The organism is Brevundimonas sp. NIBR10 (assembly GCF_027912515.1).
In the GTDB taxonomy this organism is placed as follows: domain Bacteria; phylum Pseudomonadota; class Alphaproteobacteria; order Caulobacterales; family Caulobacteraceae; genus Brevundimonas.
The window spans coordinates 1,656,129-1,682,836 of the sequence record NZ_CP115464.1 but is presented as its reverse complement, the minus strand read 5'-3'; the positions used below and the strand labels follow the sequence as shown (position 1 = coordinate 1,682,836).

Annotated in this window: 32 protein-coding genes; 19 read left to right on the top strand and 13 right to left on the bottom strand. The window is 66.6% G+C overall.

Annotation, left to right across the window (positions count from 1 at the left end):
- Entirely contained in the window at positions 1-621 is a 621-nt protein-coding gene (locus O5K39_RS08250; protein WP_271146795.1) for a 3D domain-containing protein, read from the bottom strand.
- Positions 622-840: 219 nt separating this feature from the next.
- Between O5K39_RS08250 and O5K39_RS08245 the strand changes: the two genes are divergently transcribed.
- The 4 genes from O5K39_RS08245 to O5K39_RS08230 all read left to right on the top strand — a co-directional run bounded on the left by O5K39_RS08245 (position 841) and on the right by O5K39_RS08230 (position 2,713).
- On the top strand, positions 841-1,428 hold the full coding sequence (locus O5K39_RS08245; protein WP_271146794.1) for a glutathione S-transferase family protein: 588 nt from the start codon (positions 841-843) through the stop codon (positions 1,426-1,428).
- Positions 1,429-1,533: 105 nt separating this feature from the next.
- On the top strand, positions 1,534-1,812 hold the full coding sequence (locus O5K39_RS08240; protein ID WP_271146793.1) for a hypothetical protein: 279 nt from the start codon (positions 1,534-1,536) through the stop codon (positions 1,810-1,812).
- The gene (locus tag O5K39_RS08235; RefSeq protein WP_271146792.1) at positions 1,809-2,123 is read left to right on the top strand and encodes a hypothetical protein; all 315 of its coding nucleotides are present in this window, start codon (positions 1,809-1,811) and stop codon (positions 2,121-2,123) included. Before O5K39_RS08240 ends, O5K39_RS08235 begins: the two co-directional genes overlap by 4 nt.
- Positions 2,124-2,257: 134 nt before the next feature.
- Complete coding sequence (locus tag O5K39_RS08230) at positions 2,258-2,713, top strand: hypothetical protein (RefSeq protein ID WP_271146791.1); 456 nt, start codon at positions 2,258-2,260, stop codon at positions 2,711-2,713.
- A 16-nt stretch (positions 2,714-2,729) separates the two neighbouring features.
- Here O5K39_RS08230 and O5K39_RS08225 read toward each other — a convergent pair whose 3' ends face one another.
- The gene (locus O5K39_RS08225) at positions 2,730-4,088 is read right to left on the bottom strand and encodes a M28 family peptidase (RefSeq protein WP_271146790.1); all 1,359 of its coding nucleotides are present in this window, start codon (positions 4,086-4,088) and stop codon (positions 2,730-2,732) included.
- Between the two features lie 153 nt (positions 4,089-4,241).
- On the opposite strand from O5K39_RS08225, the gene O5K39_RS08220 reads away from it, so the two are divergent.
- Genes O5K39_RS08220 through O5K39_RS08210 form a run of 3 tightly spaced genes read left to right on the top strand, consistent with a single transcriptional unit; the run spans position 4,242 to position 7,475 of the window.
- Positions 4,242-5,273, top strand: a complete 1,032-nt coding sequence (locus O5K39_RS08220; protein ID WP_271146789.1) for a S1/P1 Nuclease — start codon at positions 4,242-4,244, stop codon at positions 5,271-5,273.
- A gap of 4 nt (positions 5,274-5,277) precedes the next feature.
- Positions 5,278-6,714 (top strand): sulfotransferase, encoded by a 1,437-nt coding sequence (locus tag O5K39_RS08215; protein WP_271146788.1) that lies wholly within the window; start codon positions 5,278-5,280, stop codon positions 6,712-6,714.
- A complete protein-coding gene (locus O5K39_RS08210) occupies positions 6,711-7,475 on the top strand; it encodes an RNA methyltransferase (protein ID WP_271146787.1) in 765 nt (254 codons plus the stop codon). Before O5K39_RS08215 ends, O5K39_RS08210 begins: the two co-directional genes overlap by 4 nt.
- Here the strand turns inward: O5K39_RS08210 and O5K39_RS08205 are convergent.
- The gene (locus O5K39_RS08205) at positions 7,472-8,182 is read right to left on the bottom strand and encodes an NAD-dependent deacylase (protein WP_271146786.1); all 711 of its coding nucleotides are present in this window, start codon (positions 8,180-8,182) and stop codon (positions 7,472-7,474) included. The genes O5K39_RS08210 and O5K39_RS08205 overlap by 4 nt on opposite strands.
- 100 nt (positions 8,183-8,282) lie before the next feature.
- On the opposite strand from O5K39_RS08205, the gene O5K39_RS08200 reads away from it, so the two are divergent.
- From O5K39_RS08200 to O5K39_RS08155, 10 genes are all read left to right on the top strand, one after another.
- Entirely contained in the window at positions 8,283-9,389 is a 1,107-nt protein-coding gene (locus O5K39_RS08200; RefSeq protein ID WP_271146785.1) for an S-(hydroxymethyl)glutathione dehydrogenase/class III alcohol dehydrogenase, read from the top strand.
- Positions 9,389-9,733, top strand: a complete 345-nt coding sequence (locus tag O5K39_RS08195) for a hypothetical protein (protein WP_271146784.1) — start codon at positions 9,389-9,391, stop codon at positions 9,731-9,733. Before O5K39_RS08200 ends, O5K39_RS08195 begins: the two co-directional genes overlap by 1 nt.
- A 22-nt stretch (positions 9,734-9,755) precedes the next feature.
- Complete coding sequence (locus tag O5K39_RS08190) at positions 9,756-10,196, top strand: hypothetical protein (protein ID WP_271146783.1); 441 nt, start codon at positions 9,756-9,758, stop codon at positions 10,194-10,196.
- 12 nt (positions 10,197-10,208) lie between these two features.
- Positions 10,209-10,589, top strand: a complete 381-nt coding sequence (locus O5K39_RS08185) for a VOC family protein (RefSeq protein ID WP_271146782.1) — start codon at positions 10,209-10,211, stop codon at positions 10,587-10,589.
- Between the two features lie 2 nt (positions 10,590-10,591).
- Positions 10,592-11,446, top strand: a complete 855-nt coding sequence (gene fghA / locus O5K39_RS08180; protein WP_271146781.1) for an S-formylglutathione hydrolase — start codon at positions 10,592-10,594, stop codon at positions 11,444-11,446.
- Positions 11,443-11,682 carry a hypothetical protein gene (locus O5K39_RS08175; RefSeq protein ID WP_271146780.1) on the top strand — a complete coding sequence of 80 codons (240 nt, stop codon included), beginning with the start codon at positions 11,443-11,445 and terminating at the stop codon, positions 11,680-11,682. The genes fghA and O5K39_RS08175 overlap by 4 nt, the downstream gene beginning before the upstream one ends.
- A gap of 104 nt (positions 11,683-11,786) precedes the next feature.
- Positions 11,787-12,401, top strand: a complete 615-nt coding sequence (locus O5K39_RS08170) for a superoxide dismutase (RefSeq protein ID WP_271146779.1) — start codon at positions 11,787-11,789, stop codon at positions 12,399-12,401.
- Positions 12,402-12,538: 137 nt separating this feature from the next.
- Positions 12,539-14,920 carry an EAL domain-containing protein gene (locus tag O5K39_RS08165; protein ID WP_271146778.1) on the top strand — a complete coding sequence of 794 codons (2,382 nt, stop codon included), beginning with the start codon at positions 12,539-12,541 and terminating at the stop codon, positions 14,918-14,920.
- A 178-nt stretch (positions 14,921-15,098) separates the two neighbouring features.
- Positions 15,099-15,716: a 30S ribosomal protein S4 gene (gene rpsD, locus O5K39_RS08160; RefSeq protein WP_271146777.1), complete on the top strand. Its 618-nt coding sequence runs from the start codon at positions 15,099-15,101 to the stop codon at positions 15,714-15,716.
- A 199-nt stretch (positions 15,717-15,915) separates the two neighbouring features.
- Positions 15,916-16,311 (top strand): hypothetical protein, encoded by a 396-nt coding sequence (locus O5K39_RS08155; RefSeq protein ID WP_271146776.1) that lies wholly within the window; start codon positions 15,916-15,918, stop codon positions 16,309-16,311.
- Here O5K39_RS08155 and O5K39_RS08150 read toward each other — a convergent pair.
- The 9 genes from O5K39_RS08150 to O5K39_RS08110 form a co-directional block, all read right to left on the bottom strand.
- Complete coding sequence (locus tag O5K39_RS08150) at positions 16,308-17,375, bottom strand: histidine kinase dimerization/phosphoacceptor domain -containing protein (RefSeq protein WP_271146775.1); 1,068 nt, start codon at positions 17,373-17,375, stop codon at positions 16,308-16,310. The genes O5K39_RS08155 and O5K39_RS08150 overlap by 4 nt on opposite strands.
- A 209-nt stretch (positions 17,376-17,584) precedes the next feature.
- On the bottom strand, positions 17,585-18,010 hold the full coding sequence (locus O5K39_RS08145; RefSeq protein WP_271146774.1) for a thioesterase family protein: 426 nt from the start codon (positions 18,008-18,010) through the stop codon (positions 17,585-17,587).
- Between the two features lie 2 nt (positions 18,011-18,012).
- Complete coding sequence (grxD, locus tag O5K39_RS08140; RefSeq protein WP_271146773.1) at positions 18,013-18,366, bottom strand: Grx4 family monothiol glutaredoxin; 354 nt, start codon at positions 18,364-18,366, stop codon at positions 18,013-18,015.
- 85 nt (positions 18,367-18,451) lie between these two features.
- Positions 18,452-19,372 carry an oxidoreductase gene (locus O5K39_RS08135; RefSeq protein WP_271146772.1) on the bottom strand — a complete coding sequence of 307 codons (921 nt, stop codon included), beginning with the start codon at positions 19,370-19,372 and terminating at the stop codon, positions 18,452-18,454.
- 3 nt (positions 19,373-19,375) lie between these two features.
- The gene (locus tag O5K39_RS08130; RefSeq protein ID WP_271146771.1) at positions 19,376-19,615 is read right to left on the bottom strand and encodes a BolA family transcriptional regulator; all 240 of its coding nucleotides are present in this window, start codon (positions 19,613-19,615) and stop codon (positions 19,376-19,378) included.
- Between the two features lie 416 nt (positions 19,616-20,031).
- On the bottom strand, positions 20,032-20,565 hold the full coding sequence (locus tag O5K39_RS08125; protein ID WP_271146770.1) for a GNAT family N-acetyltransferase: 534 nt from the start codon (positions 20,563-20,565) through the stop codon (positions 20,032-20,034).
- Positions 20,562-21,560: a N(4)-(beta-N-acetylglucosaminyl)-L-asparaginase gene (locus O5K39_RS08120; RefSeq protein ID WP_271146769.1), complete on the bottom strand. Its 999-nt coding sequence runs from the start codon at positions 21,558-21,560 to the stop codon at positions 20,562-20,564. Before O5K39_RS08120 ends, O5K39_RS08125 begins: the two co-directional genes overlap by 4 nt.
- Positions 21,557-22,288 carry a DNA repair protein RadC gene (radC, locus tag O5K39_RS08115; RefSeq protein WP_271146768.1) on the bottom strand — a complete coding sequence of 244 codons (732 nt, stop codon included), beginning with the start codon at positions 22,286-22,288 and terminating at the stop codon, positions 21,557-21,559. The genes O5K39_RS08120 and radC overlap by 4 nt, the downstream gene beginning before the upstream one ends.
- Positions 22,285-22,776 carry a hypothetical protein gene (locus tag O5K39_RS08110; RefSeq protein ID WP_271146767.1) on the bottom strand — a complete coding sequence of 164 codons (492 nt, stop codon included), beginning with the start codon at positions 22,774-22,776 and terminating at the stop codon, positions 22,285-22,287. Before O5K39_RS08110 ends, radC begins: the two co-directional genes overlap by 4 nt.
- Here O5K39_RS08110 and O5K39_RS08105 point away from each other — a divergent pair.
- Entirely contained in the window at positions 22,775-23,530 is a 756-nt protein-coding gene (locus O5K39_RS08105; protein ID WP_271146766.1) for a competence/damage-inducible protein A, read from the top strand. The two genes, O5K39_RS08110 and O5K39_RS08105, sit on opposite strands and share 2 nt — an antisense overlap.
- A 67-nt stretch (positions 23,531-23,597) precedes the next feature.
- On the opposite strand, the gene O5K39_RS08100 is transcribed toward O5K39_RS08105, so the two are convergent.
- A complete protein-coding gene (locus O5K39_RS08100; RefSeq protein ID WP_271146765.1) occupies positions 23,598-25,115 on the bottom strand; it encodes a DEAD/DEAH box helicase in 1,518 nt (505 codons plus the stop codon).
- Positions 25,116-25,492: 377 nt separating this feature from the next.
- Here O5K39_RS08100 and O5K39_RS08095 point away from each other — a divergent pair, with 377 nt between their 5' ends.
- On the top strand, positions 25,493-26,572 hold the full coding sequence (locus O5K39_RS08095; RefSeq protein WP_271146764.1) for a site-specific DNA-methyltransferase: 1,080 nt from the start codon (positions 25,493-25,495) through the stop codon (positions 26,570-26,572).
- The last annotated feature ends 136 nt before the right edge of the window (positions 26,573-26,708 follow it).

Below are 26,708 nucleotides of genomic sequence, written 5' to 3'. Positions count from 1 at the left end.
TCAGTTCGAGGCCATCTGGATCGGGGCCGAGGCCCGGGCCGTCTGGGTGATGACCGGCACGGTGCGACCCCAGGCAGGCGGGCAGCCTTCGAAACGACCCGCGTCGATCACCGTCAGGGCGCGCTGGTTGAAGCGCATGGCCGGCTGCATCGAGCCGCGGCCGTGGCCGGTGTAGAGATCGACGCGCTGGCCCTTGATCGCGCCGCCGGTGTCGGTGGCGTACCAGTAGCCGTCGTGTCGCGTGCCGTCGGGCATCCGCATGCCGACCGTCTCGCGGATGAACAGGCGGGTCCGGCGGGGAATGACGCGGGGATCCACGGCGACGGTGCGCATGGCGATCGGGCGGCAGCCGAGCGAATCGTTGCCGGTCGCCCCGCCTCCGCCTGCGTGATACAGGCTGGCATGGGCACGCCAGTCGCCGTCGCGGGCCATCATCTGGGCGGTTTCAGCGCTGAGTTCGACACCCGCATCCGCCACATCGCCGCTGGAACCAACCGTCGCATCCGGGGTTTGAAGGGCAGCCTGTTCGGCAGCCAGAACCTCGGTATAGGCGATCGGCTCACCCATGGCGGGGAGCGCGAACGCACAGAAGGCGACGACGGCAGCGGCGACGAAACGCATGGACACGGCTCACGGTGGCGCCGACCCCGTACCGTGGCGGCGTGGGCTGTGTCGTTTCGACCTGTGTCCAGAATGTGGCAACCCGGCCCGGTGCGACGGTCTGTCCACACCTGCGACGGATCAGTCCCCCTTATCGATAGCACAGCGGAATCGCGGTATGGCATCTTTTGAGATGGCGATATCAGTATTCGTGCGATCTGTGACCTTCGGGGGTGCGTGATGCTTACTGTCTATGGCGACATTCGTTCGGGTAACTGCTTGAAGGTCAAGTGGATGCTGGACCGGGTGGGGCGTGATTATCGCTGGGTCGAGGTGGACATCATGTCGGGCGGTAGCCGAACACCGGAATTCCTGGCGATGAGCCCCGCCGGGCAGGTTCCGATCATTGTATTGGAGGACGGCAGGCCGCTGGCCCAGTCGAACGCCATCCTGCTGCATCTGGCCGAGAGCACGGACGTGATACCCGCCGACGCCTATGACCGGGCCAGGATGATGGAGTGGCTGTTCTGGGAGCAGTACAGCCACGAGCCCTATGTGGCGGTGGCGCGATTCCAGCGGCTGTATCTGGGCAAGACCGAGGTCGAGGGGCGGATCATGCAGCGGGGCGACGCGGCGCTGGACCGGCTGGAGGGGGCGCTGACGGGGCGGGACTGGATTGTCGGCGAGGGAATGACGCTGGCGGATATCGCGCTGGTCGCCTACACGCGGATGGCGGGCGACGGAGGGTTTGACCTTTCGACGCGAACGGCGACGCGAGCCTGGATCAGACGGGTCGAGGCGGCTCTGGCGCTGGAGCCGTACGGCTGAGGCCTGGTGCCGAGGTCAGGCTCAAGTGACCCGAAATGGGTCACTGGCCCGTGGTTTTTCGAAGGTCCACCCACTAGGAGCGGCCCCCGATCATCGGGGCGCACTATGGAACACGACAGTCACCTGCAGGCGATTTCAATCGATCTGGCCGCCTTGCGATCGATCGTGCTCGGGCTCAGCCGGGCCATCGGCGGGCGTTCGTCTGGTGACATGGCCGATGTCCTCCAGGCCCTGTCCATCGAGGCCGACCGTCTGCGGCAGGAGTGCCGCAACACCGACAGTCCCACGCCGGCAGGCGCAGATGCGGTGGTTCGCGCCTATATTGACAGCCTGACCGAAGAAGCCTCGACCTTGCCTCAAACTCGTCAGGCGAGCCTGTCATGACGTCCCGAGACGCAGCCTCGCGTCAGGCCATGATCCGGGGCCGCGTCGACACCCTGAAGGAAGTCGTCTGGTTCCACCAGCAACTCAGACCCGAGCCGTGCGGCGATCGGGAAAGGCTCGCCTTAGCCTTTGCGGACGCCAATGCGGCGATGGGAGAATGGCTGGCGGAACGACTGAACGATGCCGTCACCGACAGTCGGATGATGCCGGGTCAGGTCGATGCCGTCCAGGCGACCCTCCTGCGCGAGGCCTATACGGCGAAAACCGGCAGACCGCCGCGACAACCGGCAGGTTCGCTCGGATGCCAGTGAAGCCTGCCTCGACAAGGCCGTCCTCAGCGCGCAAGGACATCTGCCGCCTCCGCTGAGCGCGGTTGCCGACGAGGCGCTGGTCGCGAGCGCGCAATTCGAGCACCCTGTCTCCCAAAAATGGGGAGCGAGGTCCGGTGCAGGCGAACCAGGATGATCCGACGGTTATTGCGCTTACGGAGCGCGCGCAGGCGATTTCGGCGATAGAAATCCTTCTGCGTCTGGTGCGAAAGGCGCATGACTGTTTCGAGGGCGACGACGTGGAAACCATCCTCGTCATCCTGACGGTCGCCGCCGCGAGCGCCGGCAAACACCTCCGCGATCCGGAACTGCTGGAGGCGCTCAAAACTCATTCGCTCCCCGACCACCTGCATCAGCCGACGAGCGGACGTTCCATAGCCGATTCGACGGGACTGCCGCGAGAAACGGTGCGGCGCCGTCTCAAGGCGCTGGTGGAAGCAGGACGCCTTGTGAAGGACGCCCGGGGGTATCGAACCCTCAGCGGCATGCTGACCCGGAACCGGAACCTGGAGTTTTCGCGATTCATCATCGGCGAATTGAAGGCCGCGCCCCACAAGCTCGATCGCTTCTGATCCGGATCGAGACGCCTTATCGCGCGCCGGCGACCGGCCGCCCGCCCTCGGCCCATTGCGGGGTGAATGCACCGTCGGCCAAGGAGCGCAGGGGCTCGACGAGGGACTGGATGGCGGCGGTCATGAAACCGATGTCGAGGTTGGCGATCGTGTCCTCAGCCGAGTGGTAGGTCGGGATGGTGGCCCAGCCGGAGATGGTGTGGGCGACGATGCCTTTCAGGGCCAGGGCGTAGTTGTCGGACCGCTGGAAGAACTGCTGCTCCAGATAGGGATCGGCCGTGACCAGGGCCCCGCGCGCCTTCATCAGCGGGCCGAAATCGGAGCGGTCGAAGCCGGTCATCATCATGACGCCGGCGGGCAGGTTGGGGTCCTGCTTGCCGATCATCTCGATCTCGAGATTGGCGACGATCCGATCGAGCGGCACGGGCGGGTGTTCGCCGAAAAACTGTGAGCCCAGCAGGCCGATCTCCTCGGCGCCATAGGCGACGAACAGGATGCTGCGTTTGGGTTGGGGGCCAGCGGCCAGGGCGTGGGCCAGTTCCATCACCGCCGCCGTGCCCGAGGCGTCGTCATTGGCACCCGGCATCAGGACGCCGTCCACGACACCGAGGTGGTCGAGGTGGGCCGAGATCATGACGACGCCGGCGGTGGGGTCGGAGCCCTCCAGCCAGCCGATGGCGTTGACGGTCGAGGCCTCCTCGATCGTCGGCGTGCCGGGATCGAGGACGGCGGGTCCGGTCGCGGCGGCGAGGCGGTCGAAGGCATCAGCGCTCAGGACCAGGATGTCAGGACGCATACCCGGCTCCTCGCCGACCAGGGTGTAGCCGGGGCGTGGGCGCGAGCGTGCGGCCGCCTGTTTCAGGGTGTCGGTCTCACGCAGGACGATGACCTTGGCACCCGCCGCCCGCGCCGCGCCCATCAGGGGACGGAAGCCCGGCCCCTCCGGCGGGGCGACCAGGACGATGTCGGCCCTGGGCATGGCTGCCGCATCCGAACCGGTAGCGACCGAACCCTCGATCCGCTGGCCCGAGGCCGACAGGATCGACAGGCCCTCCCCTTGCGCGACCGCCACGCCGCCGACCGTCAGGATGGCATGGCCGCTGGGGGTGGACCTGGTCAGGGGCGCGGTCTGCAAGAAGCCGGCCATGTCGGGGGCGGGCGTCAGGCCGTAGCGTTCGAAGACCGAGGCGACATAGGTGGCAGCGACGACCTCGTCCGGGGTCGCGCTGCCCCGGCCGCGCAGGGCGGGGGAGGCGAGGAAATTCTCGTGGGCGCTGACCCAGGCCGGCTTGACCGTCCAGGCCTCCTGCGCCTGACCCGCCGTGGCGAAGGCGGCGACGAGGCCTGCGACGAGGAGCGTACGGAGGTTCAGCATGAGACGTTTCCGGAAGGACTTTGGTCCGGTTTGATCGGCGGCCCCCGAACCGTCAAGCGGCGGTGCGAACCCCGGCGTGCAAGAAACCGATAGACGGCGTCGCGGCATGGTTTTAACCGCGCAGACCACACCTCACCTCCCCGGACGGTCGCCATGAAACGCCTGACGAAACGCCTCGCCCTCGCCACCGCCTGCGTCGCGGTCCTGGCCGGATCGGCCGTGCAGGTCTCGGCCTGGGGGTCGACCGGGCACCGGCTGATCGGGGTGGCGGCGATGCGGGCCCTGCCCGAGACCCTGCCCGCCTTTCTGCGCGATCCCGGCAATATCGCCGACGTCGGCGAACTGTCGCGCGAGCCCGATCGCTGGAAGGGCGCGGGCCAGCCGCACGACCGGGAACGCGACACGGCGCATTTCGTCGATCTGGACGACAATGGTCATGTGATGAACGCGGCTGGGATGTCGATCGACGCCCTGCCCGAGCTGAAGTCCGAATATGACGCGCAGCTTCTGGCCGCCGGGATCAAGGTCAATGACGCGGGCTATCTGCCCTATGCGATCATGGACGGCTGGCAGCAGGTGGTGCGCGATCTGGCCGGCTGGCGCGTCGTCTACGCCATGGAGCAGCGCGAGACCGATCCGGCCAGGCGCGCCTGGTATCGCGAGGACCGGGTACGGCGCGAGGCCCTGACGCTGCGCGACATCGGGGTGCTGTCCCACTATGTCGGGGACGGATCGCAACCGCATCACCTGTCGATCCACTACAATGGCTGGGGGCCGTTCCCGAACCCCGAGGGCTTCACCAACTCGCGCCAGACCCATAGCCTGTTCGAGGGCGCCTTCACGCGCCGGGTCGCGCGTCTGGACCAGGTCGAGGCGGCCATGTCGGCACCGGCAACCGAGCCGTTCCAGATGAAGGCCCGCGTCGTCGGATATATGAAGAGCACGCTCGGCACGGTGATCCCCTTCTATCGGCTGGAGAAGGCCGGCGTGTTCGTCGAGACCGATCCGCGCGGCGCCGAGTTCGTCAACCAGCGGCTGAGTGCCGGCGCGGCGGAACTGCGCGACATGCTGGTGGCGGCCTGGGCCGCGTCGGGCGAGGCCTCCATCGGCTGGCCCGCCGTCAAGGTCGCCGAGGTCGAGGCGGGGACGGCCGATCCGTGGATCTCCATGATCGGCGAGGACTGATCGGTTGAGCGCAGAAGCCGAAATCCTGTTGCGGGAGGCGCAAGGCCACCGCGCGGCCGGACGGGCGGGCGAGGCGGCCGACGCCTATGCCGCCCTGCTGGCGATCCAGCCGGACCTGCCCGACACCTGGTTCAACCTGGCCCTGATGCAGCGGCAGGCCGGGCGGCCGGCCCAGGCTCTGGCGTCGTATCAGCAGGCGCTGGATCGCCGCATCCGGGGCCCGGAGGAGGTCCATCTGAACCGGGCGGTGATCTATTCCGACGACCTGGGTCAGGCCGAGGCGGCGCAACTCGAACTGGATCGGGCGCTGGCGATTGACCCGGACTATCTGTCCGCCCTGCTGAATCTCGGCAATCTGCATGAGGACAAGGGCGAGCGGGATGCGGCGCGGGCGGCCTACGCCCGCGCGCTGGCCGTCGCCTCGCCGCCCGAGGCACCGCTTGCCCTGGCGCGGCTGGCCAATGCGACACGGTTCACTGACGCGGCCGATCCCTTGATCGGGCAACTTCGGGCGGCGATGTCGGCACCTGGCGCAAGTCCGGCTGACCGGGCCGAGCTCGGCTTCGCACTCGGTCGGGCACTGGACGAGGTCGAGGCCTACGACGAGGCCTTCGCCGCCTATGCCGACGCCAATGCCGCCAGCCGTGCGGCGACGGGAGCCCGCTACAACCGGGCGGCGCAGGAAGCCTTCGTCGACCGGTCGGTCGCGACCTACGCGGCCCCGGCCGAGGCCGTCGGTTCGACGGGTACGCCGGTCTTCATCCTGGGGATGTTCCGGTCGGGATCGACCCTGGTCGAGCGTATTCTGGCCGCCCACTCCGGGGTGATCTCGGGCGGCGAACTGGCCTTGCTGCCGCGTGTGGTGGCGGGGATCGCGCCCTATCCGGAGGCCGTGGCGGAGGCATCCACGGAAACGGTCCAGGGATGGAGAGAGACTTATCTGGAGGGCCTGCGGGCCGCGCGGCCGGGAGACGGGCTGGTCACGGACAAGCGGCCCGACAACTTCCTGCACGTCGGGCTGATCAAGGCGATGTTCCCGGATGCGCGGATCATCCACACAGTGCGCGATCCCATGGACGTCTGTCTGTCCAACCTGTTCCTGCATCTGGACCGGTCGATGGCCCATGCGACGGACCTGTCCGACATCGCCCACTGGCTGAAACAGCACGATCGGCTGATGGCGCACTGGAAGGCACTGTATCCGGACATCCTGACCGTCGACTACGACGCCCTGGTCGCCGATCCGAGGCCCCAGATCGAACGGGTGCTGGCCCACCTTGGTCTGGATTGGGAGGAGGCCGTGCTGGACTTCCACAAGGCCGGCGGGGCGGTGCGCACCGCCAGCGTCTGGCAGATCCGCCAGCCGCTGTATCGCAAGTCGTCGGGGCGGTGGCGGAACTATGAGGCGCATCTGGGGGCGTTGAGGGCGGCGCTGGCGTGACCCCACCGATCATCATCCTCGACCGGCCCCAGATGGCTGAGAACATCGGCGCGGTGGCGCGGGTGATGGCCAATTTCGGGCTGGACCGACTGCGGCTGGTCAGCCCGCGCGACGGCTGGCCTCAGGAACGCGCTTGGGCCACCGCATCGGGAGCGGACTGGGTGCTAGAAGGGGCACAGGTGTTCGAAGGTGTCGCCGATGCCGTCGCCGACCTGAACACCGTCTTCGCCACCACGGCCCGCCCGCGCGAGACCCGCCAGCCGGTGCGCACCCCGCGTGAAGCGTCGCGGGTCCTGTACGACGACCGGGCCTCGGGTTTGGAGATCGGCCTGCTGTTCGGGGCCGAGCGGGCGGGGCTGGAGACCACCGACATCGCCCTGTGCCACGGCATCGTCACCATCCCCATCGACCCCCGGCATCAGAGCCTGAACCTGGCCCAAGCGGTGGCGATCAACGCATATGAGTGGCGCACGCTCGTTCTGGACGCCCCACCGCCGAACTTCCGCGAGGGCGATCCTCCGGCGGACGGTGCGCTGACCCTGGGGATGTACGAGCATCTGGAGAAGGAACTCGACGCCGCCGGCTTCTTCCATCCGCCCGAGAAGTTCCGCTCCATGAGCCAGAACCTGCGCGTCATGCTGGGCCGGGCCGCGTTTTCGGCGCAGGAGGTGGCGACCTTCCGTGGGGTGATCACGGCGCTCTCGAAGGGACGCGGCAGGGTGCTGGAACGGCTGGCGCGCGAAAAGGCCGGGAAAGACTAGAGCGCTGCGAAAAATCCCGGCACGACCTCCGTCGCCGGCCCATAAAGACCCTCGTCGAACAGCCCAGCCCCGAGGCTGGGTTCCAGGTTGATTTCGACCGTCCGCGCGCCGGCCCTGCGCGCCAGATCGACGAACCCCGCCGCTGGATAGACCGCGCCAGACGTCCCGATCGAGACGAACAGGTCGCAGGCGGCCAGCGCCCGCTCGATCCGGTCCATGTGCAGCGGCATTTCACCGAACCAGACGATGTGCGGCCGCATCCAGCCATCAGGGTGATCGGGCGAGGGCTCGTGGGCGGCCATGTCGCCGGGCCAGTCGCTAACCAGGCCCGTGCGGGTGCAGCGTCCCTTCAGCAACTCGCCATGCATGTGGATCAGCTCGAACCCCATGCCGGGCAGTGGGTCGGCGTGGGCCCGGTCGTGCAGATCGTCGACGTTCTGGGTCACCAGCAGGAAGTCCCCCTCCCACCGCGCGGCGAGCTCGGCCAGGGCATGGTGGGCGGCGTTGGGCTGGACCGTCGAAAGGGCGGCGCGGCGGAGATTGTAGAACCGCTGGACCAGCTCTGGATCGCGCGCGAAGGCTTCAGGCGTCGCCACATCCTCGAACCGGTGGCCCTCCCACAGGCCGTCGGCACCCCTAAAGGTGGGCACGCCCGATTCTGCCGAGATGCCGGCACCGGTCAGAACAACGATATTGCGATGGGTCATGAGACCGTCATCGCGTCCGACTGTGACGGTTTCTAGCGCCGGTTCTTTCGACCCGGCTCACGGCTCGCTACAAGAGGCCCGAGTCACACGAGGATCGCCCATGAAAACCCGCGCCGCCGTCGCCTTCGAGGCCAAACGTCCGCTCGAGATCGTCGAGGTCGATCTGGAAGGGCCGCGCGCCGGCGAGGTGCTGGTCGAGATCAAGGCGACGGGCATCTGTCACACCGACGCCTACACGCTGGACGGGCTCGATTCCGAGGGCATCTTCCCAAGCATCCTGGGCCATGAAGGCGCGGGCGTGGTGGTCGAGGTGGGGCCGGGCGTGACGAGCGTGGCGGTCGGCGATCACGTGATCCCGCTGTACACGCCGGAGTGCCGCCAGTGTAAATCCTGCCTCAGCCGCAAGACCAACCTGTGTACGGCCATCCGCGCCACCCAGGGCAAGGGGATGATGCCCGACGGCACGTCACGCTTCAGCTACAAGGGACAGGCGATCGCCCACTACATGGGTTGTTCGACCTTCTCGAACTATACGGTCCTGCCCGAGATCGCCCTGGCCAAGATCCGCAAGGACGCGCCGTTCGCGAGCGCCTGCTACGTCGGGTGCGGCGTGACGACCGGCGTGGGCGCGGTGGTCAATACGGCCAAGGTCGAGCCGGGTGCAAACGCCGTGGTCTTCGGCCTGGGCGGGATCGGGCTGAACGTCATCCAGGGGCTGAAGATGGTCGGGGCCGACATGATCGTCGGCGTCGATCTGAACCCGGCCAAGGAGGAATGGGGCCGCCGCTTCGGCATGACCCATTTCGTCAATCCGAAGGATGTGAGCGACGTCGTGGCCCATCTGGTCGAGCTGACCGGTGGCGGAGCGGACTATACCTTCGACTGCACGGGCAACACCGTGGTCATGCGTCAGGCGCTGGAGGCCTGTCACCGGGGCTGGGGCGAGAGCATCGTCATCGGGGTGGCCGAGGCGGGCAAGGAGATCGCCACCCGGCCGTTCCAGCTGGTCACCGGCCGCGTCTGGCGCGGCTCGGCCTTCGGCGGCGCGCGCGGACGGACGGATACGCCGAGGATCGTCGACTGGTACATGGACGGCAAGATCGAGATCGACCCGATGATCACCCACACCCTGCCGCTGGAACGGATCAACGAGGCCTTCGACCTGATGCACGCGGGGGAGAGCATCCGGTCGGTTGTGGTGTTCTGATGCTTACCGCGCTCGCTCTCTCAGCCTTGTTCTCTGGCGGCGCCTGCGAGCTAGATGCAGATGAGCAGGTGCGTATGGCCAACGCCAGCATCAGAAGGGTCAGCGCCGGTGAGACCTCCTCTGCGCCGATCTTTGAAAGCAGCAGCAGTCCGGCGGGTTGCGGGGTCTGGGAACTCACCGTCGGTGAGGACGGCACAGTCAAGGACGCCCGATTGCTTCGTGGCGATTTCACAGAGAACTACGAGCGCTATGTTCGACCGATCTTGCTGACGCAAACCTATGCTCAAGGTGGAACGCCATGGAGTGCGCTCGTTGTCGTGAAGCTCAACGAGTCGCCAAAGTGACTTTGGTGGGCGGACAATCCCGATGATCGCGGTCGGCCTCGCCATTGCGCTCCTGTCAACGCCGCCCCAGGCCGCGACCGCCGACGCGGACGGCTATAGGCCTTCGACCGCCGCCTACAATTTCGCCCTCGAACTGCCCGCTGATGCGACGTTGACGCGGCGGGAGATCCTGGATTTCGATCTGTACCGGGTCAGTGTCGATGGGGTCGTTGGGCTGAACCTGTACGAAGGCTGGTCGGCCAATGTCGGGGACTGGGTCACCGATCGCCATGCGGCGGGGCGTCAGGAGCGCAAGGTCGGCGATCTGACGGTCGAGTATTTCTGGAACCAGCAATGCGACGGCTGGTCCAACGAGGTCCATGCCTGGATCACCGCCGACACTCCGCCTGAGATCGCCTCGCGCGCGCGCGAAATCGCCGATACGGTGGTCATGAAACCGTGCTTCAACACGCCGGAAGAATAAGGGAGAGAGCCGATGTTCAGCCACATCATGGTCGGGGCCGACGACATCGAGGCGTCAAAGGCCTTCTATGACGCGGCCTTGGGTGCCCTGGGCGTCCGGCCGGGGACGCTGGATCCGAAGGGCCGGGTCTGGTGGCGAACCGACAAGGGATTGTTCGCCATTTCCAGACCGATCGACGGCGGTCCCGCCAGTTGCGCGAACGGCGGCACCATCGGCTTCGTCGCCGCCTCGATCGAGGCGGCCGACGCCTTCCACGCTGCGGGCCTGGCCCACGGCGGCACGGCCATCGAGGACCCGCCCGGCCTTCGCGACGGCACCTTCGGCAAGCTGCACCTGGCCTATCTGCGCGACCCGGCGGGCAACAAGGTCTGTGCGATGCATCGGCTGGGGTAAAAGTGGAAACTCTGAAGACCCACACCGTCCACGGCGGCACCCTGCGCTACCTGCGTCACGACAGTGCGGCGACGGGCACGCCGATGACCCTGTCGGTGTTCACGCCGCCGGGTGAGGGCCCCTTCCCTGTCCTGATCTGGCTGTCGGGCCTGACCTGCACCGAGGACAACTTCACGACCAAGGCCGGGGCCTATCGGTCGGCGGCCGAGCATGGGGTGATGATCGTCGCGCCGGACACCTCACCACGGGGGCCTTCGAGCAAGGGCGGGGAGGTCGCCGACGATGAGGCCTATGACCTGGGTCAGGGGGCGGGGTTCTATGTCGATGCGGTGCGCGAGCCGTGGGTGCCGCATTTCAACATGGAGACCTATGTCACCCGCGACCTGATCGCCCTGATCGACGCCGAGTTCCCGACGACGGGCGTGCGCGGGATCAGCGGCCATTCGATGGGCGGGCACGGGGCCCTGACGCTGGCGCTGCGCCACCCGGACCTGTTCCGCTCGGTCTCGGCCTTTGCACCGATCGCATCCCCGACGCGGTGTGAGTGGGGTCAGAAGGCATTCGGGGCTTACCTCGGCGACGATCGCTCCGTCTGGGCCGGGCATGACGCCGCCCTGTTGATCGAGAGCGGTGCCGCAAAGGGGCGGTTCGACGACATCCTGGTGGACCAGGGCGACGCGGACGGGTTCCTGGCCGACCAGCTGAAGCCGGAACTGCTGACCGAGGCGGCGCGGATCGCGGGCCAGACGCTGACCCTGCGGATGCAGCCGGGCTATGACCATTCGTATTTCTTCATGGCCAGCTTCATCGCCGACCACGTCGCCTTCCACGCCGAACGCCTGAAAGCCTCATCATGACCGACGCCGACAGCGAGCTGGACCGCCACGCCGGGATGTTCGGCGCGCTGTGCAAGGAGCTGGGTTACTGTCTGCATGACAAGGGTCAGAAGCGGGTGATGGCGGCCCTGCCGGACGGGCTCGACGCGGCGGTGAAGGCGGTGCTGGACGCCGACGGAGCCGACTTCCTGAATTCGTCCGGGACTCTGAAACGCCAGATTCGGGACTGTCTGAAAGCCAATCTGCCCGCAGGCTAGCGAACGACTCGCAAGAGGAACGAAAACGCGGCCTCCGGCTTGGGTCCGGCAGGTGGGTTGCCTAGATGCAGCCCGTCGCAACCTTGTCCTGACGGAGCCTCCCCATGGCCTATGAACTGCCCCCCCTGCCCTATGCCCACGACGCGCTGGAGCCGATCATCTCCAAAACGACGCTGGAGTTCCACCACGACAAGCACCATCAGGCCTATACCGACAACCTGAACAAGGCGCTGGACGGCCTGGCCGAGGCCGACGGCAAGTCGCTGGAGGAGGTCTTCGCCGAGATCTCGAAATTCCCCAAGGCCGTGCGCAACAATGGCGGCGGTTACTGGAACCACATCTTCTACTGGGAGAGCATGGCACCCCAGGGTGAGACCGGCGAACCCTCGCCCGAGCTGGCCGCGGCCATCGACGCCGACCTGGGCGGGATGGACGCGTTCAAGACCGCGTTCGAACAGGCCGGGGTGACCCAGTTCGGTTCGGGCTGGGCCTGGCTGATCCTGAAGGACGGCAAGCTGAAGGTCATCAACACGCCGAACCAGGACAACTCCCTGATGGACATCAACCCCGACAAGGGAACGCCCCTGCTGGTCAACGACGTCTGGGAACACGCCTACTACCTCGACTACCAGAACAAGCGCCCAGCCTTCCTGGGGGCCTTCTGGCCGATCGTGAACTGGAACAAGGTCAATGAACGGTTTACGGCAGCCAAAGCTTAATTGAACGGATATACAGAACAACTTTTGGTTGATCTGTAGGATTTGCAGTATAACGCCGTCACATCAGCCGATGTGGCGGCGTTCTATTAACGCCTTTCGTCTAGTCTTGACAGGTAGCGAACATTGTACCGGCCAAGATGCGTATTTATACCTGCCTCGTCGAAGACCATAATTTAGTCCTTGTCCTGCTCGCTGCCGCGATCTGCATCGTAGGGGCCTGGACCACGGTTCGGCTGGCACAACGGGTCCGAAGCCGCAGCCGGGGCCAGAAGATGGCCTGGCTCTTCCTGGGTGCCGTCGCCTCGGGCGCCACCATCTGGTGTACCCATTTCGTCGCCATGATGGCCTATCAGCCCGGCGTGACGGTCACCTACGAACCCATCATGACGGGCGTGTCCCTGGGGATCGCGGTCCTGGGCTGCACCATCGCCCTGGCCGTAGGTGCCATCCAGAACCGCTTCGCGCCCGCCGTCGCCGGGGCCATCTTCGGCGCCACCGTCACCACCATGCACTATGCCGGAATGTCAGCCTTCGCGGTCGACGCCCAGGTGCTGTGGTCCGCCGCCTATCTGGTGGCCTCCGGGATCGCGGCGCTCGTGATCGGGTCGATCGCATGGATCCTGGCCAGCCGCGAAGCGGGTTTGAAGGGCCAGGCCTGGGCCGCCGGCGCCTTGGTGCTGTGCATCGTCAGCCTGCATTTTACCGGCATGGCGGCCATGACCATCCTGCCCTTCGCACCGGTCGCCGGTGCCACTACGGCGGACGGTGCCTCGGCCCTGATGGCGCTGGGCGTGGCCGGGGTCGCCTTCCTGGTCCTGGGGATCAGCGTGGCCACCCATGTGATCGACACCCAGATGGCATTGCAGAACCGCGGCAGACTGAAGGACCTCATGGAAGGGTCGGTCGACGGCATGGTGGTGGTTCGCCACGGCAGGATCATCAACGTCAACTCCGCCCTGACCACGCTTTGCGGCATCTCCCCGGAGGTGCTCGAGGGATGGCCGATCGGAAGCCTGATCGACGGCGCCGCCACGATGGAAAAGGACGTCCTGATCCAGAGCTATCTGATCCGGCCGGGTCAGGAATCCATTCCGGTCGAGATCGCGATCCGACAGGAGACGGGCGATGGTGGCCAGGCCCTGATCTTCGCCGTGCGAGACTTGCGCGCGCGTCTGGCCCAGGAACGTCGTATCAGCCACCTGGCGCGCAACGACAGCCTGACCGGCCTGCCCAACCGCACGTCCTTCCTGGAGAAGCTGGAACGCAGCATCGCGACCCTAAATCCCGGCGAGACCCTGGCCCTGCTGGCCATCGACCTGAACCGCTTCAAGGAGGTCAACGATCTGTATGGCCACGCGGCCGGCGACCGGTTGCTGATCCACGTCGCCAACCAGATGCGCGATGCGCTGACGGAAACCGAGTTCGTGGCCCGGCAGGGTGGCGACGAGTTCGTCGTCCTGGTCGGTGGCGTCGGGCGTGACGGTGCCCTGGCGGCGGCGGAACGGCTGCGGGACGCGATCATGGTTCCGACCGAGATCGAGCATGCCCAGGTCGGCTGCGGTGCCGCCATCGGCATCGCGCTGTATCCCGACGACGCCGCCGATGCCTCCAGCCTGATCAACGACGCAGACCTGGCCATGTACCGGGCCAAGGGGTCGCTGCTTCGGCCGATCTGCTTCTATGAGGAGGCGATGGACGAGGCGGTCCGCAACCGCCGCCGCCTGACCCAGAGCCTGCGCGAGGCCCTGGATAACGACCAGTTCGAGCTTCACTATCAGGTCCAGGGATCGCTCGAGACCGGCAAGGTGACGGGCTACGAGGTCCTGCTGCGCTGGCGACAGGCCGACGGGTCCTTCATTCCGCCGGACAATTTCATCCCCCTGGCCGAAGAGACGGGGCTGATCCTGCCGATCGGCGAATGGGTGCTGAGACGGGCCTGTGGCGAGGCGGCAAGCTGGCCCGAACCGCACAAGATCGCGGTCAATCTGTCGGCCGTACAACTGGCCCATACCGACCTGCCCCGGCTGGTCCATCAGATCCTGATCGAGACGGGCCTGAAGCCGTCGCTGCTGGAGCTGGAGATCACCGAGACGGCGATGATCGAGGATCTGGATCGCACGACCCATGTCCTGCGCCAGCTCAAGATGCTGGGCGTGTCGGTGGCGATGGACGACTTCGGCACGGGCTATTCGTCGCTATCGACCCTGCGCGCCTTCCCGTTCGACAAGATCAAGCTAGACCGGTCCTTCATGTCGGCGTTGAACGACAGCCCGCAGTCCCGGGCCATCATTCGCGCGGTGCTGGCGCTGGGGGCCGGTCTGGAGATCCCCGTCCTGGCCGAAGGCGTCGAGACGCGAGAGCAACTGGCCTTCCTGCGCGATCAGGGCTGCGACGAGGTCCAGGGCTATCTGCTGGGGCGCCCCCAGCGCGAGGCGGAACACGCCGATCTCGCCGAGGCCGTCCTGTCCACCGACGACCAGATCGAAGACCTCGACGGTCCGGTTTCGATGGCGTCTTAGACGACCCAGGGCCCGATGGGCGTTGACTCAAGGAGGGCGGGCCGTCATAAGCCCGCCTTTCCCGCGTCGGCCTTATGGCTGAACGCGCGAAGACACTACGGACGATGCGTGGACCGCCGTTGAGATCGCCCTCCCACTTTCGGGAAGGCCGGGCCGCATCACTGAAGAAGAGATACGTATGTCCAAGCGCCACAGCGCCAAGTACAAGATCGACCGGGCCATGGGTGAAAACCTGTGGGGTCGTGCCAAGTCCCCCGTCAACAAGCGTTCGTACGGCCCCGGCCAGCACGGCCAGCGCCGCAAGTCCAAGGTCTCCGACTTCGGCCTGCAACTGAAGGCCAAGCAGAAGCTCAAGGGCTACTATGCCAACCTGACGGAAAAGCAGTTCCGCAAGACCTATGACGAGGCCGCGCGCCGCAAGGGCAATACCTCCGAGACCCTGATCGGCCTGCTGGAAGCCCGCCTGGACGCCATCGTCTATCGCGCCAAATTCGTGCCGACCCCCTGGGCCGCGCGCCAGTTCGTCAACCACGGCCACGTCACCGTCAACGGCAAGAAGGTGAACATCGCCTCCTATTCCGTGAAGCCGGGCGACGTCGTCGAGGTCAAGGAAAAGTCCCGCAACATGGCGCTGGTGCTCGAAGCCCAGCAGTCCGGCGAGCGCGACATCCCCGACTATATCGAACTCGGCGACCGTGGCTTCTCGGTCCGCTTCATCCGCTTCCCCGAACTGGCCGATGTGCCCTTCGCGGTGAAGATGGAGCCGAACCTGGTCGTGGAATACTACAGCTCCTGATCGCTCCGCGATCAGTTCGCTTTCCTGTTCCGGCTACCGCGCTTCGCGCTACTTGAGCCGGGACGGGATCAAAATCGAAGAAGGCCCCGGGGAAACCCGGGGCCTTTTCCTTTGGGGAAGGATTACGGAACCGTCAGTTCCCTTGGCGCGCGAACAGGCGCACTATGTGTCAGGGTTCGGGATCCGGCGGGAGGCTGGAATGAAACGCATCGTCGTCGCGTTGATTGCGATCGCATCGCTGACGGCCGGGTGCGCCGCCTTGCCGTCAGGCCTGCCGTTCGGACCGGACGACGTCCAGGTGGCGACACAGCCCCCCATGCCCGGCCAGTTGGAGCCTATCCACGCCGCCGCCCTGGTCAACAATGTCGCGGTGTTCTGGGTGTCGTCGAACGGCTGCACCACCAAGGACGACCTGACGCCGGTGGTCGAGACCCACGGCGACGCCTCGGTCATCACCCTGCGCCGCATCTCCGAGGATCGCTGCAAGACCCCGCTCGACGACGGGTTCGAGGTCCAGTGGTCGTATCAGGAACTGGGACTGACGCCGGGATCGCGGGTGTCGGTCAACAACCCCTATCAGCTGCCGCAGACCTAAGGCGTCCCACTCGCGCTGAGCGAGGGGTTCTGGACCGCCTCCAGCTGACTGTGGATCACCGACACCATTGTGCCGTGGCCGGGGCTCTCGACCTGAATCCGGGCGTGAAGCTGTTTGCCCAGAGCCTCGACGATACTGGTACCCAGACCCGGGGTGGCACTGGCCGCGTCCTTGGGCATGCCGACGCCGTCGTCGCGAACCGTCAGGGTCCAGTTGGGACCATGGCTGGAATAGCCGACCACGATCGTGCCGCTGCGTCCGCCGGGAAAGGCATGCTTCAGGGCGTTGATGACCAGTTCGGTCACGATCAGGCCCAGGCTGACGGAGACGTCGGCGGTCGTGGAGCTCTCATCGGCCTCGACCCTCAGCGACAGGCGGGTCGGGTCGTGGATCATCGAGGCGCCGATGCTCTTGCACAGTTGGATGAAGTATGGGGCCAGCTCGACCTCACCGAGGCGAGAGGTCGCGAGTTGCTGTTGCAGGGCGGCGACCGACATGACGCGACTGTGGGCGTCTGTCAGATGCAGTCTGGTCTCGTCGGAGGTGGTCTTCTTGGCGCTTTGCAGGATGACGCTGGCGATGATCTGCAGGCTGTTGGCGACACGGTGCTGAAGCTCCTGCAACAGGACGGCCTTCTCGCGCAGCAGGTCGTCACGCAGTTGGCTGTCGGCGCGCGCATCGGTGACATCCTGGATCGTCAACAGCAGGCGGACAGGATCGGTATCGGAATAGACGAGCCGCTGGGCGTTGATGACCAGTTTGCGAACGCCCTGGCGTGGGCCCTTCAAATCCATCTCATAGGCGTCGATGGCGGCGTCACCGTCGGCTGTGGCCTCAAGCAGCACCCGCAGTTGGGGCCTGTTCCATTCGCCGATTCCGATCTCGCCCAGGAAGCGATCGACGATCCGATCCGGGTCGATGTCGAACGTACGACAGAAGGACGTGCTGGCGGCGATGACCTTCAGGGACTGGTCAAGAAGCAGCAGCGGGGCCGTCGAGGATCCCACAACGGCCAGCGCGAGGCTGAGCGGACCATCGGGATGCAGCGGCGGGTGGGCAGCCATGGCTGACCCTTCAGGTGATCCGGAGGCTCGCGGAGCGAGAGCCATACCCGGCCGAGATTTCGAGGAAACGCGAAGATCGCCCCAGACGATCATTCGATCAGGATGAAACCTTAACACGCGTCGCGCACTTGCGCGCGTTTTATTGCGCCAACGTCCATCAGCCCGGCTGAATACAGTGAAGCTTTGGGCCGACTGACTATTGCCGGGCGTCAGCGCGCCTCAAAGGTCGGCAGCATGGTCGCCGGGATGCGGGTCGGCCGCATGGTGACGGCATCCACCAGGCACCATTCCGACAGCCCCTGCGCGCACAGCCGGCCCTCGCCGTCCTCGATGCGGACATAGCGGTTGAAGCGCGGCCCCTGCGGGTCGCCGACCCAGGTGCGAGCAACGGCGGTCGCGTCCGGCATGAGGGCGCGCAGATAGTCGATCTCGTGCCGAAGGGCGACCCAGGACCAGCGGGCGCGCGTCTCCGCATCGAAGCGGGCGTTCCAGTGGGCGGTGCCCGCGTCCTGGAGCCAGCCGACATAGACGACGTTGTTGACGTGGCCGTTGGCGTCGATGTGCTCGGGCAGCAGGTCCAGCAGGACGGTGAAGACCTCGCGGTCCGGACGCGGTTCGAGGATGGGCCGGGCCAAGGTCAGTCCTGACCGAGCGCCACGCCCTTCTCGGCCATCAGGGCGTGCAGTTCACCGGCCTGGAACATCTCGCGCACGATGTCCGATCCGCCGACGAACTCGCCCTTCACATAAAGCTGGGGGATGGTGGGCCAGTCGGTGAAGGCCTTGATGCCGTCGCGCAGGGCGTCGTCCTGAAGAACATCAACGCCGACGAAGGGCGCGCCGACCTGATCCAGGATCTGAACGGCCAGGGACGAGAAGCCGCAACGCGGCGCATCCGGCGTGCCCTTCATGAACAGCACGACCTCGTGGTCCCTGACGGTCGAGGCGATGAAGTCGTGGACGGGATCGGCGGCAACAGCTTGGTCGGTCACGGGAGGAGCCTTTCGGGTTCGCCCGTCAGCTAGGGACGATGCCCCGGCCGGTCAAGGCCGACGGGCCAAGGTGACCGGAGCGTGATCAGGCGACCTGTCTGGCCGCGCCGACGCGGGCCATCTCGATCTGGGCCGACAGGCCGGGCGGCATGTCGCGATCGGGAACGGTGGCCAGGACGGCGATCCGGGCCTCGTCGCGCGCCTCGATCATCACGCTGCAGATCGCGGGATCGGTCATGACGTGGGCCAGAGAGATCGACTCGGCGTCCCAGCCCGGGGTCTGGTGCAGGAAGGCGAAGGTGCCCGCGCCGGCCAGGGGATCGTTCTTGGGGCGACCCGAGCCGAAACCGAACAGACCCTTTTTCGGCTGGTGCAGTGAGGCGGCCTTTTTGGGGGTGGCGATGGTCTCGGGGAAATAGCCATAGGCGAAGACGGCCATATCCTGTTCCTTGGCGGCGCGGATCCGGCTGCGCACCCGCCACTCGGAATCGACGTGATAGGGGGTGGCCAGGACGTCGAAGGCCCCGGTCGAGACATATGCGTCCATGACCTCGCCGTCGCCCGAGACGCCCAGATAGCGGACACGTTCGGTGGCGCGCAGGGCCTTGAGCGCATTCAGCGAGGACTGGGGCAGCTCATTCTCTTCGGGCTGTTCCAGCAGGGCCATGTCGATCCAGCCGAGACCCGAGATGTGCAGGGCCCGGTCGATGGCGTGGGTCATGCCCTCGGCCGAGAAGTCGCGCTGGCTGTTGCGACGGCCGTCGCCGCGCCCGAGCGTCAGGCTGACGTTCAGCAGCTTGCGATCGACGCTGGACAGGGCCTGACCGACGCATTCGGCCAGGACCGGGTCGGCGCTTTGCAGGCAGTAGGCGTTGATGCCCGCCTCCAGCCCCGCATAGATCAGGGCGGCGGCCGCGTCAGGCCCGCGCGAGATGGCGTCCAGACCCAGGCTGAGGGTCACGGTCGAGATCGAGGCGCCCGTGGTGCCGAAGGGGCGGTAACGCATGGATCAGCTTCCAGTTGGAGCAGAGGTTTCGAGCGCGAGGGCGTGCAGGGCCCCGCCCATCTGGCCCTTCAGGGCCGCATAGACGAGCTGATGCTGGCGGACCCGGGGCATACCGGCGAAGGCGGTCGAGACGATGCGCGCACGATAATGGTCGCCGTCCCCGGCCAGATCGTCGATGGCGATCTCGGCGTCGGGAAAGGCCTCGGCCAGATGGGCGTGCAGCGTTTCGGCGGACATGGGCATGGAGGGGCGGTCTCGTCGCGACGGTTCACCGCTCAGAGTGGCGCATAAACCTTAATGGACGGCGTACGGCGCACGTGGCCACCAAGGCTACCCGCCAGATCGTTCCCGGAGTGCAGCGCCGTAACACCGGTTCAACATGACCAACCAACCTACGCCGCCAGAGATGATGAGCACCGCCAGCATGACTTGAACCCATCGATCTTGCGCTGCGAATGTTCCCAACAGCAGTCCAGCGAGGAACGCCATGACCGCTGCTCGGGCCCAAGTGACACGATAGGCCGGTGTCGGCCGGTCGCCAACACTCTCTGATACCTGCCACAACCGACGGGATTGGCCGTTGAAGTGTTGCCAGAGCCGGAAATCTCCGAGAACCAAGAAGGCGAAAGCAATCAGAAATTCGATGACGAGCTGAGCTGTCACTTTGCGCTCGTCCGAAGCCGCTCCAAGAGGATGACGGGCCGCTCGTAGTACACCCCCTCCGCATAGGGCCTGAAGCCTGTCCGTTCGGCCAGTTTCAGCGACGGGGCGTTGTCGGGGTTGATCATGCAGACGGTGCGCGGGGCCTTCAGGCTATCGTCCGCCCAGGCCAGGGCAGCGTCCAGCCCCTCGCGCGCCAGCCCCTGGCCCTGAAACGCCGACCCGACGCCCCAGCCGAGTTCGGGCGCGTCCAGTGGCGGCGTGCAGCCCCGGCGATAGTCGAGCACCCCGACGCTGCCGACATAGGCCCCGTCCGTCTTCTGGCGCAGGGCCCAGTTGCCGAAGCCCAGGGCCTGCCAGTGGCCGATGTCGCGCAGCAGGCGGAACCAGACCTCTTCCTCCGACATCGCGCCGCGATGGGCGATGACCTGGGTGAAGACGGGGTCGCTCCACAGGGCCATCAGGTCGTCGAAATCCGCCAGGGCTACAGGCGTCAGGATCAGCCGCTCGGTGGTGAGGATGGGAAGGGTCATCGGGCCTCGAACAACGAACCGGCGCGCTCGACGCGTGTCGCACCCGACGCATCGGTGACGGCGAAGGTGAAACCGGGCTGGAGCGCCCAGCCGCCCCACTCGCCCTGTTTCGACAGGGCCAGGAAAGCGACCTGATGGTCGGCGACGGCCGTGCCGCGCAACCGGGCCAGACGTTCGATCACGCTGCGGCACGCCTCGGTCGGGGATTTTCCCTGACGCATGGCCTCGACTACGGCATGGGACCCGGCGACGCGAACGACGTCCTCTCCGACCCCGGTGGCCGTCGCAGCCCCGACCTCGTCATCGACAAAAAGGCCCGCGCCGATGATCGGGCTGTCGCCGACCCGGCCGCGCATCTTGAAGGCCAGACCCGAGGTGGTGCAGGCCCCGGCCATATGGCCGTCCAGACCGATGGCCAGCAGGCCGATGGTGTCGTGATTGCCCGGCCCGCCCGGCATCGAGCGCCACTCGGTGTTCTCGCGATTGCTGACCGGGGCATAGGTCGAGGTCTTCAACCATTCGCGCCAGGCGGCCTCCGCGCTCGGCGAGGGCATGACGGCGGTCTCGAACGCCTGATCGAGCGCAAAGCGGCGGGCCCCCTCCCCCACCAGCATGGTGTGGGGCGTCTTCTCCATCACCGCCCGCGCGACGGAGACCGGGTGGGTGATGTCCTCCAGCGCGCAGACCGCGCCGATGTCGCCGTTCCAGTTCATGATGCAGGCGTCCAGCGTCACCCGCCCGTCGCGATCCGGATAGCCGCCGATGCCGACCGAGGTGTTGTCGGGATCGGACTCGACAACCCGACCGCCCGCCTCGACCATGTCCAGCGCCGAGCCCCGCGCGCGCCGAATCTCGATCCCCGCCGCGTTGGCCACCCGTCCGAAATCCCAGGTGGAGACCATGACGGCACGCGCGACCGGCGTCTGGGCTGAAACGGCCGAGGCCAAGGCCAGGCCGGGGGCGAGGAACAGGGCGCGGCGGACGATCTCGCTCATATCAGGCCCAGTTGCTTGAAGCTGGCCACGCCGTCGCGACCGACGATCAGATGGTCGTGGACGCTGACGTTCAGCGGATGGCCGGCGGCGACGATCTGCCGGGTCATGTCGATGTCGGCGCGGCTGGGGGTCGGGTCGCCGGCCGGGTGGTTGTGGACCACGATGATGTTCCTCGACGACAGTTCCAGCGCCCGGCGGATCACCTCGCGCGGATAGACGGGGGCATGGTCGATGGTGCCCCGGTTCTGGACCTCGTCGAGGATCAGCTGATTGCGGTTATCCAGATAGAGGACGCGGAACTGTTCGATCGGCTCGTGCTGGAGGGCGACCCGCACATAGGCCAGTAGCGCCGTCCAGGACGAGATGACCGGGCGCTTGGACGCCGGTTCGCGCGCCACCCGCCTCGCCGCGTCGAAGATCAGCTGGAGGTCCAGAGCCGTGGCGCGCGATTGCTTGCCGCGCACGATCTGGAGAGACTCCGCCACCTGGGCGTCGATGGCCTCGTGACTGGCCGCGCCGATGCCCTCCAGGCTGCCGAACCGGGCCAGCAGGTCCTTGGCGAGCGGCTTGGTGTCCCTGTACGGGATCGAGCGGAACAGCAGCATCTCGAGCAGTTCATAGTCCGGCAGGGCGTCGATCCCGCCCTTGGCCGCGCGTTCGCGCAGCCGCTCGCGGTGGCCGGAGTTGCGACTCTTGGCCGGAAGGGGCGCGGGGGCGGCGTCGCTCAAAGCCGGCTTAACATCATCATCACGAACAGGACCCAGGCCGGATAGGCGAACGGCAGGGCCATCGAGAACCCGAACCCGAGCCGCCACATCCGGCGGCGATAGGCGTCCGTGTCGCGCGGGGTCAGCAGCTTCTCGCTGAACGCCCCGATCAGGTAGCAGGCGTTCGCCGCCGCCATGAACCCGAGATACAGCAGTCCGTGGATGAGGATCGCCGGCCAGGGAACCTCGACCGGAGAGGGGTCATTGCGAAAGCTCCAGATCACCAGGCCGGTCAGCCCTCCGGCCAGGACACCCGCCACGGCGAGGCCGAGGTTATAGCGAAGCCGGCGCGCCTCCCACCATTGCCAGGTGTCGGTCGGAGTCTGGTCGGCGATGAGCGCCTCGGCCGGCATGGCGTGGATTCCCCTGTGCCTCCTGATCATGCGCGGCACGGGTGAGGCGTCAAGGGCGCTGGTGCCGTCCGACCCCGACGCGGTAGGTTTGGTCATGACCAAACCCAGCCCCACCGCCGCCGTCCTGATCATCGGCGACGAGATTCTGTCGGGCCGCACGGCCGACACCAATCTCAACACTATCGCCCGGTTCGTGACGGCGCTGGGGATCGACCTGAAGGAGGCGCGCACCGTCGGCGACGTGCCGGCCCAGATCATCGACGCCCTGGACACCCTGAGGGCCAGCCACGACTATGTCTTCACCACCGGCGGCATCGGCCCGACCCACGACGACATCACCGCCGACTGCGTGGCCGAAGCGTTCGGCGTCGCCCTGTCCGAACATCCAGACGCCCTGGCCATTCTGGCGCGGCGCTATGGCGACGACTTCAATGCGGCGCGGCGGCGGATGGCGCGTATCCCAGAGGGCGGCACCCTGATCGCCAATCCGGTCACCGATGCGCCGGGCTTCCAGATCGGAAACGTCTTCGTCATGGCGGGAGTGCCCAGGATCATGACGGCCATGCTGGAGGACGTCGCGCCCCGCCTGCGCACCGGGGCCGTCGTCCATTCGCGAACCCTGAGGGTCACTGGCGTCGGTGAGGGCGCGATCGCCGAGACGCTGGGGGCCGCGGCAAAGGCCCAGCGCGAACTGTCGTTCGGCTCCTATCCGTTCGGCGCAGGATCGGACGGCGAGATCGGGACGAACCTGGTGGTGCGGGGGCGGGATGCGGCGCTTCTCGACGCCGCTGTCGTCTCGCTTTCAGACGCCCTGCGGGAACGGGGCGTGACGGCGATTCTCCAGCTCTGACTAAAAAACCCGCCCGGTTCGCACCGGGCGGGCTCTGCGTTACTCGAACTATGGGTTCCGTAGGCCCTTAGGCCGCGTAGCCCTTGCCGCCGTTGGAGGGACGACGGCCACGGGGGCGGCGCTTGAACTCGCCGTCGGGCTTGGCTTCGGAGACCGGACGGTTGGCGGCCGCGGCCGAGCGCGCGCGGTCGGCGGCCAGGGGGTCAAACGGCTGGGTCGAGGCCAGGGGACGGTCGTGATGGACGCGCGGTGCGCCGTCACGAGCGCCGTCGCGCGCCGGACCGGGCTTGCGCTGGCGGTGGGGCTGACCGCCGTGGGCTGGCTTGACGCCGTCGCGACGGGGGTTCCGATTGCCGCGACCTTCGCCACGGGGACGCTCTTCACGATCGGGCATGGTCGCCTTGGTGCCGACGCCGGCGGCCATGATCGACTGATCCAGCAGACCCAGGGACTTGTCGTTGCGACGGTCGGACGCCGGGATCTTCTGGCGAGTGACCTTCTCGATGTCCTTGAGCAGCTTCATCTCGTCGCCAGCGCAGAAGCTGACGGCCGAGCCGTCCTTGCCCGCGCGGGCCGTCCGGCCGATGCGGTGGACATAGGCTTCGGGCACGAAGGGCAGTTCGAAGTTCACGACGTGCGAGACGCCGTCCACGTCGATGCCGCGCGCGGCGATGTCGGTGGCGACGAGCACGCGCAGCTTGCCGGCTTTGAAGGCGGCCAAGGTGCGTTCACGCTGGGGCTGGGACTTGTTCCCGTGGATGGCGCCGGCCTGGACGCCACCGGCTTCCAGATAGGCCGCGACCTTGTCGGCACCGTGCTTGGTCTTGGTGAAGACCAGGACGCGAGTGAATTTGTCGTCGGCGAACATCTCGGTCAGCAGGGCGCGCTTCCTGCCCTGTTCGATGTGGATGATCGATTGGTTGATGCGCTCGACCGTCGTCGACTGAGGCGTCACCTGGACCTTGACGGGCTCTTTGAGCAACTCGCCGGCCAGCTTGCCGATTTCGGTGGGCATGGTGGCGGAGAAGAACAGGTTCTGGCGCTTGGCCGGGATGCGCGACACGATCTGGCGGATCGGCTTGACGAAGCCGAGGTCCAGCATCTGGTCAGCCTCGTCGAGGACGAAGATCTCGGTCGACGACAGGTCCAGGGTCTTCTGCTGCATGTGATCCAGAAGGCGGCCGGGGGTGGCGACGAGGACGTCGAGGCCGGCCTGGATGGCGCGTTCCTGGGGGCCGTACTTCACGCCGCCGAAGACGACCGCGACCTTGAAGCCCAGGTGTTTGCCATAGGCCTTGAAGCTCTCGGCGATCTGGCTGGCCAGCTCACGCGTGGGCGACAGGATCAGGCAGCGGGTGGTGCGCGGCAGAGGCGCGACGCGGTTCTCGGCCAAACGATGCAGGATCGGAAGCGCAAAGGCCGCCGTCTTGCCGGTGCCGGTCTGGGCGATGCCCAGCAGGTCCTTGCCGAGCATGACTGACGGAATGGCCTGGGCCTGGATCGGGGTGGGGGTGGTGTAGCCCTCGGTGGTGAGGGCCTGCAGCAGGGCCTTGTTCAGACCAAAGGATTCGAATGTGGTGGTCAAGGTGATGTCTTTCGCGTGCGGCGACGCGCATCAGCCATGGCTCAACGCCAGAAAAGGCCGCGCACCGCCAGTCCCGATGGGGCACCAGAGTGGAGCCTTCGGGGTGGATCGGGCGCCGCCCCGCGTGTCCGGGCAGCGTAGTGAACTTGAGGGCCGGCCGCTGCTACAGTCAGGTCTTCGTTGGGGAGTGAAGACCCACACGCGCTGGAGCGCACCGGGGATCGCAATTGTGCGACGCAGGGCAGATGGGCGTTTATTGCGGCCAAGTCAAGGCGAAGGCCGCAAAGGCTCCGGTCGGCCGAAGCGACGCGTCGGCCGGTTACGCCACCTTAACCACAAGGATTCACCATCACGGCTTCTTCTCCCCGAGGCTGCCTGTGACCGATCTGAAGACCGACATCATCCACCTCGGCGACTGCATCGAGATCCTGAGGTCACTACCGTCGAAGTCGGTCGACATGGTCTTCGCCGATCCGCCCTATAATCTGCAACTGGGCGGCGACCTGCTGCGGCCGGATAACTCCCGGGTCGATGCGGTCGACGACGACTGGGACAAGTTCGACAGTTTCGCCACCTATGACGCCTTCTGCCGCGACTGGCTGAAGGAGTGCCGGCGAGTGCTCAAGGACGAGGGCTCGATCTGGGTGATCGGCAGCTATCACAACGTCTTCCGGCTGGGCGCGGCGATCCAGGACCTGGGGTTCTGGGTGCTGAACGACATCATCTGGCGCAAGTCCAACCCGATGCCGAATTTCAAGGGCACGCGGTTCACCAACGCGCACGAGACCCTGATCTGGGCCGCAAAGTCGCGGGATCAGAAACGCTATACCTTCAACTACGACGCCCTGAAGGCCTTCAACGAAGACACCCAGATGCGTTCGGACTGGACCTTCCCGCTCTGCACGGGCGAGGAAAGGATCAAGGGCGAGGACGGCAAGAAGGCCCATCCGACCCAGAAGCCCGAGGCCCTGCTGCACCGGGTCATTCTGGCCGCCACCAAACCCGGCGACGTCATTCTGGACCCCTTCTTCGGCACCGGCACGACGGGCGCGGCGGCCAGACGGTTGGGGCGTCAATACATCGGCATCGAGCGCGACGAGACCTATGCCAAGGTGGCCCGGACCCGCATCGATGCCGTCATCCCCGGCAACCCCGAAGACCTGATGGTCATGGGCTCCAAGCGGGCCGAGGTGAAGGTGCCGTTCGGGGCCTTGGTCGAGGCGGGAATGCTGGCACCCGGCGACATCCTGTATGGGCCCAAGGGGGATCGTCAGGCACGGGTGCGGGCGGACGGGTCGCTGGTGTCCGGCGAATTCACCGGCTCGATTCACAAGCTGGGTGCCCTGCTGGAGAACGCCCCGGCCTGCAACGGCTGGACCTACTGGCAGTTCAAGACGGACACGGGAATGCGCTCCATCGACGCGTTGAGGGCCGAGGTTCGGGCCGCGATGCAATAACCGACATATTGACGCAGAGTCATCTGCGGCGAACGATACGACGTTCCTCCACGGTCAAGCTTGAATCGGGAGGCATGGATGACGATCAGCAGACGGAAATTGTTCACCGGTGCCGGTGCAACAGCATTCGGGATAT

Bases quoted from the DNA above. Each gene is read 5' to 3' on its own strand.
- O5K39_RS08155 (WP_271146776.1), top strand. From the start codon at position 15,916: ATGAAACGCATCGTCGTCGCGTTGATTGCGATCGCATCGCTGACGGCC.
- rpsD (WP_271146777.1), top strand. From the start codon at position 15,099: ATGTCCAAGCGCCACAGCGCCAAGTACAAGATCGACCGGGCCATGGGT.
- O5K39_RS08125 (WP_271146770.1), bottom strand. From the start codon at position 20,565: ATGACCCTTCCCATCCTCACCACCGAGCGGCTGATCCTGACGCCTGTA.
- O5K39_RS08225 (WP_271146790.1), bottom strand. From the start codon at position 4,088: ATGCTGAACCTCCGTACGCTCCTCGTCGCAGGCCTCGTCGCCGCCTTC.
- O5K39_RS08185 (WP_271146782.1), top strand. From the start codon at position 10,209: ATGTTCAGCCACATCATGGTCGGGGCCGACGACATCGAGGCGTCAAAG.
- O5K39_RS08235 (WP_271146792.1), top strand. From the start codon at position 1,809: ATGACGTCCCGAGACGCAGCCTCGCGTCAGGCCATGATCCGGGGCCGC.
- O5K39_RS08170 (WP_271146779.1), top strand. From the start codon at position 11,787: ATGGCCTATGAACTGCCCCCCCTGCCCTATGCCCACGACGCGCTGGAG.
- O5K39_RS08190 (WP_271146783.1), top strand. From the start codon at position 9,756: ATGATCGCGGTCGGCCTCGCCATTGCGCTCCTGTCAACGCCGCCCCAG.
- O5K39_RS08205 (WP_271146786.1), bottom strand. From the start codon at position 8,182: ATGACCCATCGCAATATCGTTGTTCTGACCGGTGCCGGCATCTCGGCA.
- O5K39_RS08135 (WP_271146772.1), bottom strand. From the start codon at position 19,372: ATGCGTTACCGCCCCTTCGGCACCACGGGCGCCTCGATCTCGACCGTG.
- O5K39_RS08195 (WP_271146784.1), top strand. From the start codon at position 9,389: ATGCTTACCGCGCTCGCTCTCTCAGCCTTGTTCTCTGGCGGCGCCTGC.
- O5K39_RS08110 (WP_271146767.1), bottom strand. From the start codon at position 22,776: ATGACCAAACCTACCGCGTCGGGGTCGGACGGCACCAGCGCCCTTGAC.
- O5K39_RS08120 (WP_271146769.1), bottom strand. From the start codon at position 21,560: ATGAGCGAGATCGTCCGCCGCGCCCTGTTCCTCGCCCCCGGCCTGGCC.
- O5K39_RS08245 (WP_271146794.1), top strand. From the start codon at position 841: ATGCTTACTGTCTATGGCGACATTCGTTCGGGTAACTGCTTGAAGGTC.
- O5K39_RS08240 (WP_271146793.1), top strand. From the start codon at position 1,534: ATGGAACACGACAGTCACCTGCAGGCGATTTCAATCGATCTGGCCGCC.
- O5K39_RS08165 (WP_271146778.1), top strand. From the start codon at position 12,539: ATGCGTATTTATACCTGCCTCGTCGAAGACCATAATTTAGTCCTTGTC.
- O5K39_RS08150 (WP_271146775.1), bottom strand. From the start codon at position 17,375: ATGGCTGCCCACCCGCCGCTGCATCCCGATGGTCCGCTCAGCCTCGCG.
- O5K39_RS08200 (WP_271146785.1), top strand. From the start codon at position 8,283: ATGAAAACCCGCGCCGCCGTCGCCTTCGAGGCCAAACGTCCGCTCGAG.
- O5K39_RS08175 (WP_271146780.1), top strand. From the start codon at position 11,443: ATGACCGACGCCGACAGCGAGCTGGACCGCCACGCCGGGATGTTCGGC.
- O5K39_RS08105 (WP_271146766.1), top strand. From the start codon at position 22,775: ATGACCAAACCCAGCCCCACCGCCGCCGTCCTGATCATCGGCGACGAG.
- O5K39_RS08130 (WP_271146771.1), bottom strand. From the start codon at position 19,615: ATGCCCATGTCCGCCGAAACGCTGCACGCCCATCTGGCCGAGGCCTTT.
- O5K39_RS08220 (WP_271146789.1), top strand. From the start codon at position 4,242: ATGAAACGCCTGACGAAACGCCTCGCCCTCGCCACCGCCTGCGTCGCG.
- O5K39_RS08250 (WP_271146795.1), bottom strand. From the start codon at position 621: ATGCGTTTCGTCGCCGCTGCCGTCGTCGCCTTCTGTGCGTTCGCGCTC.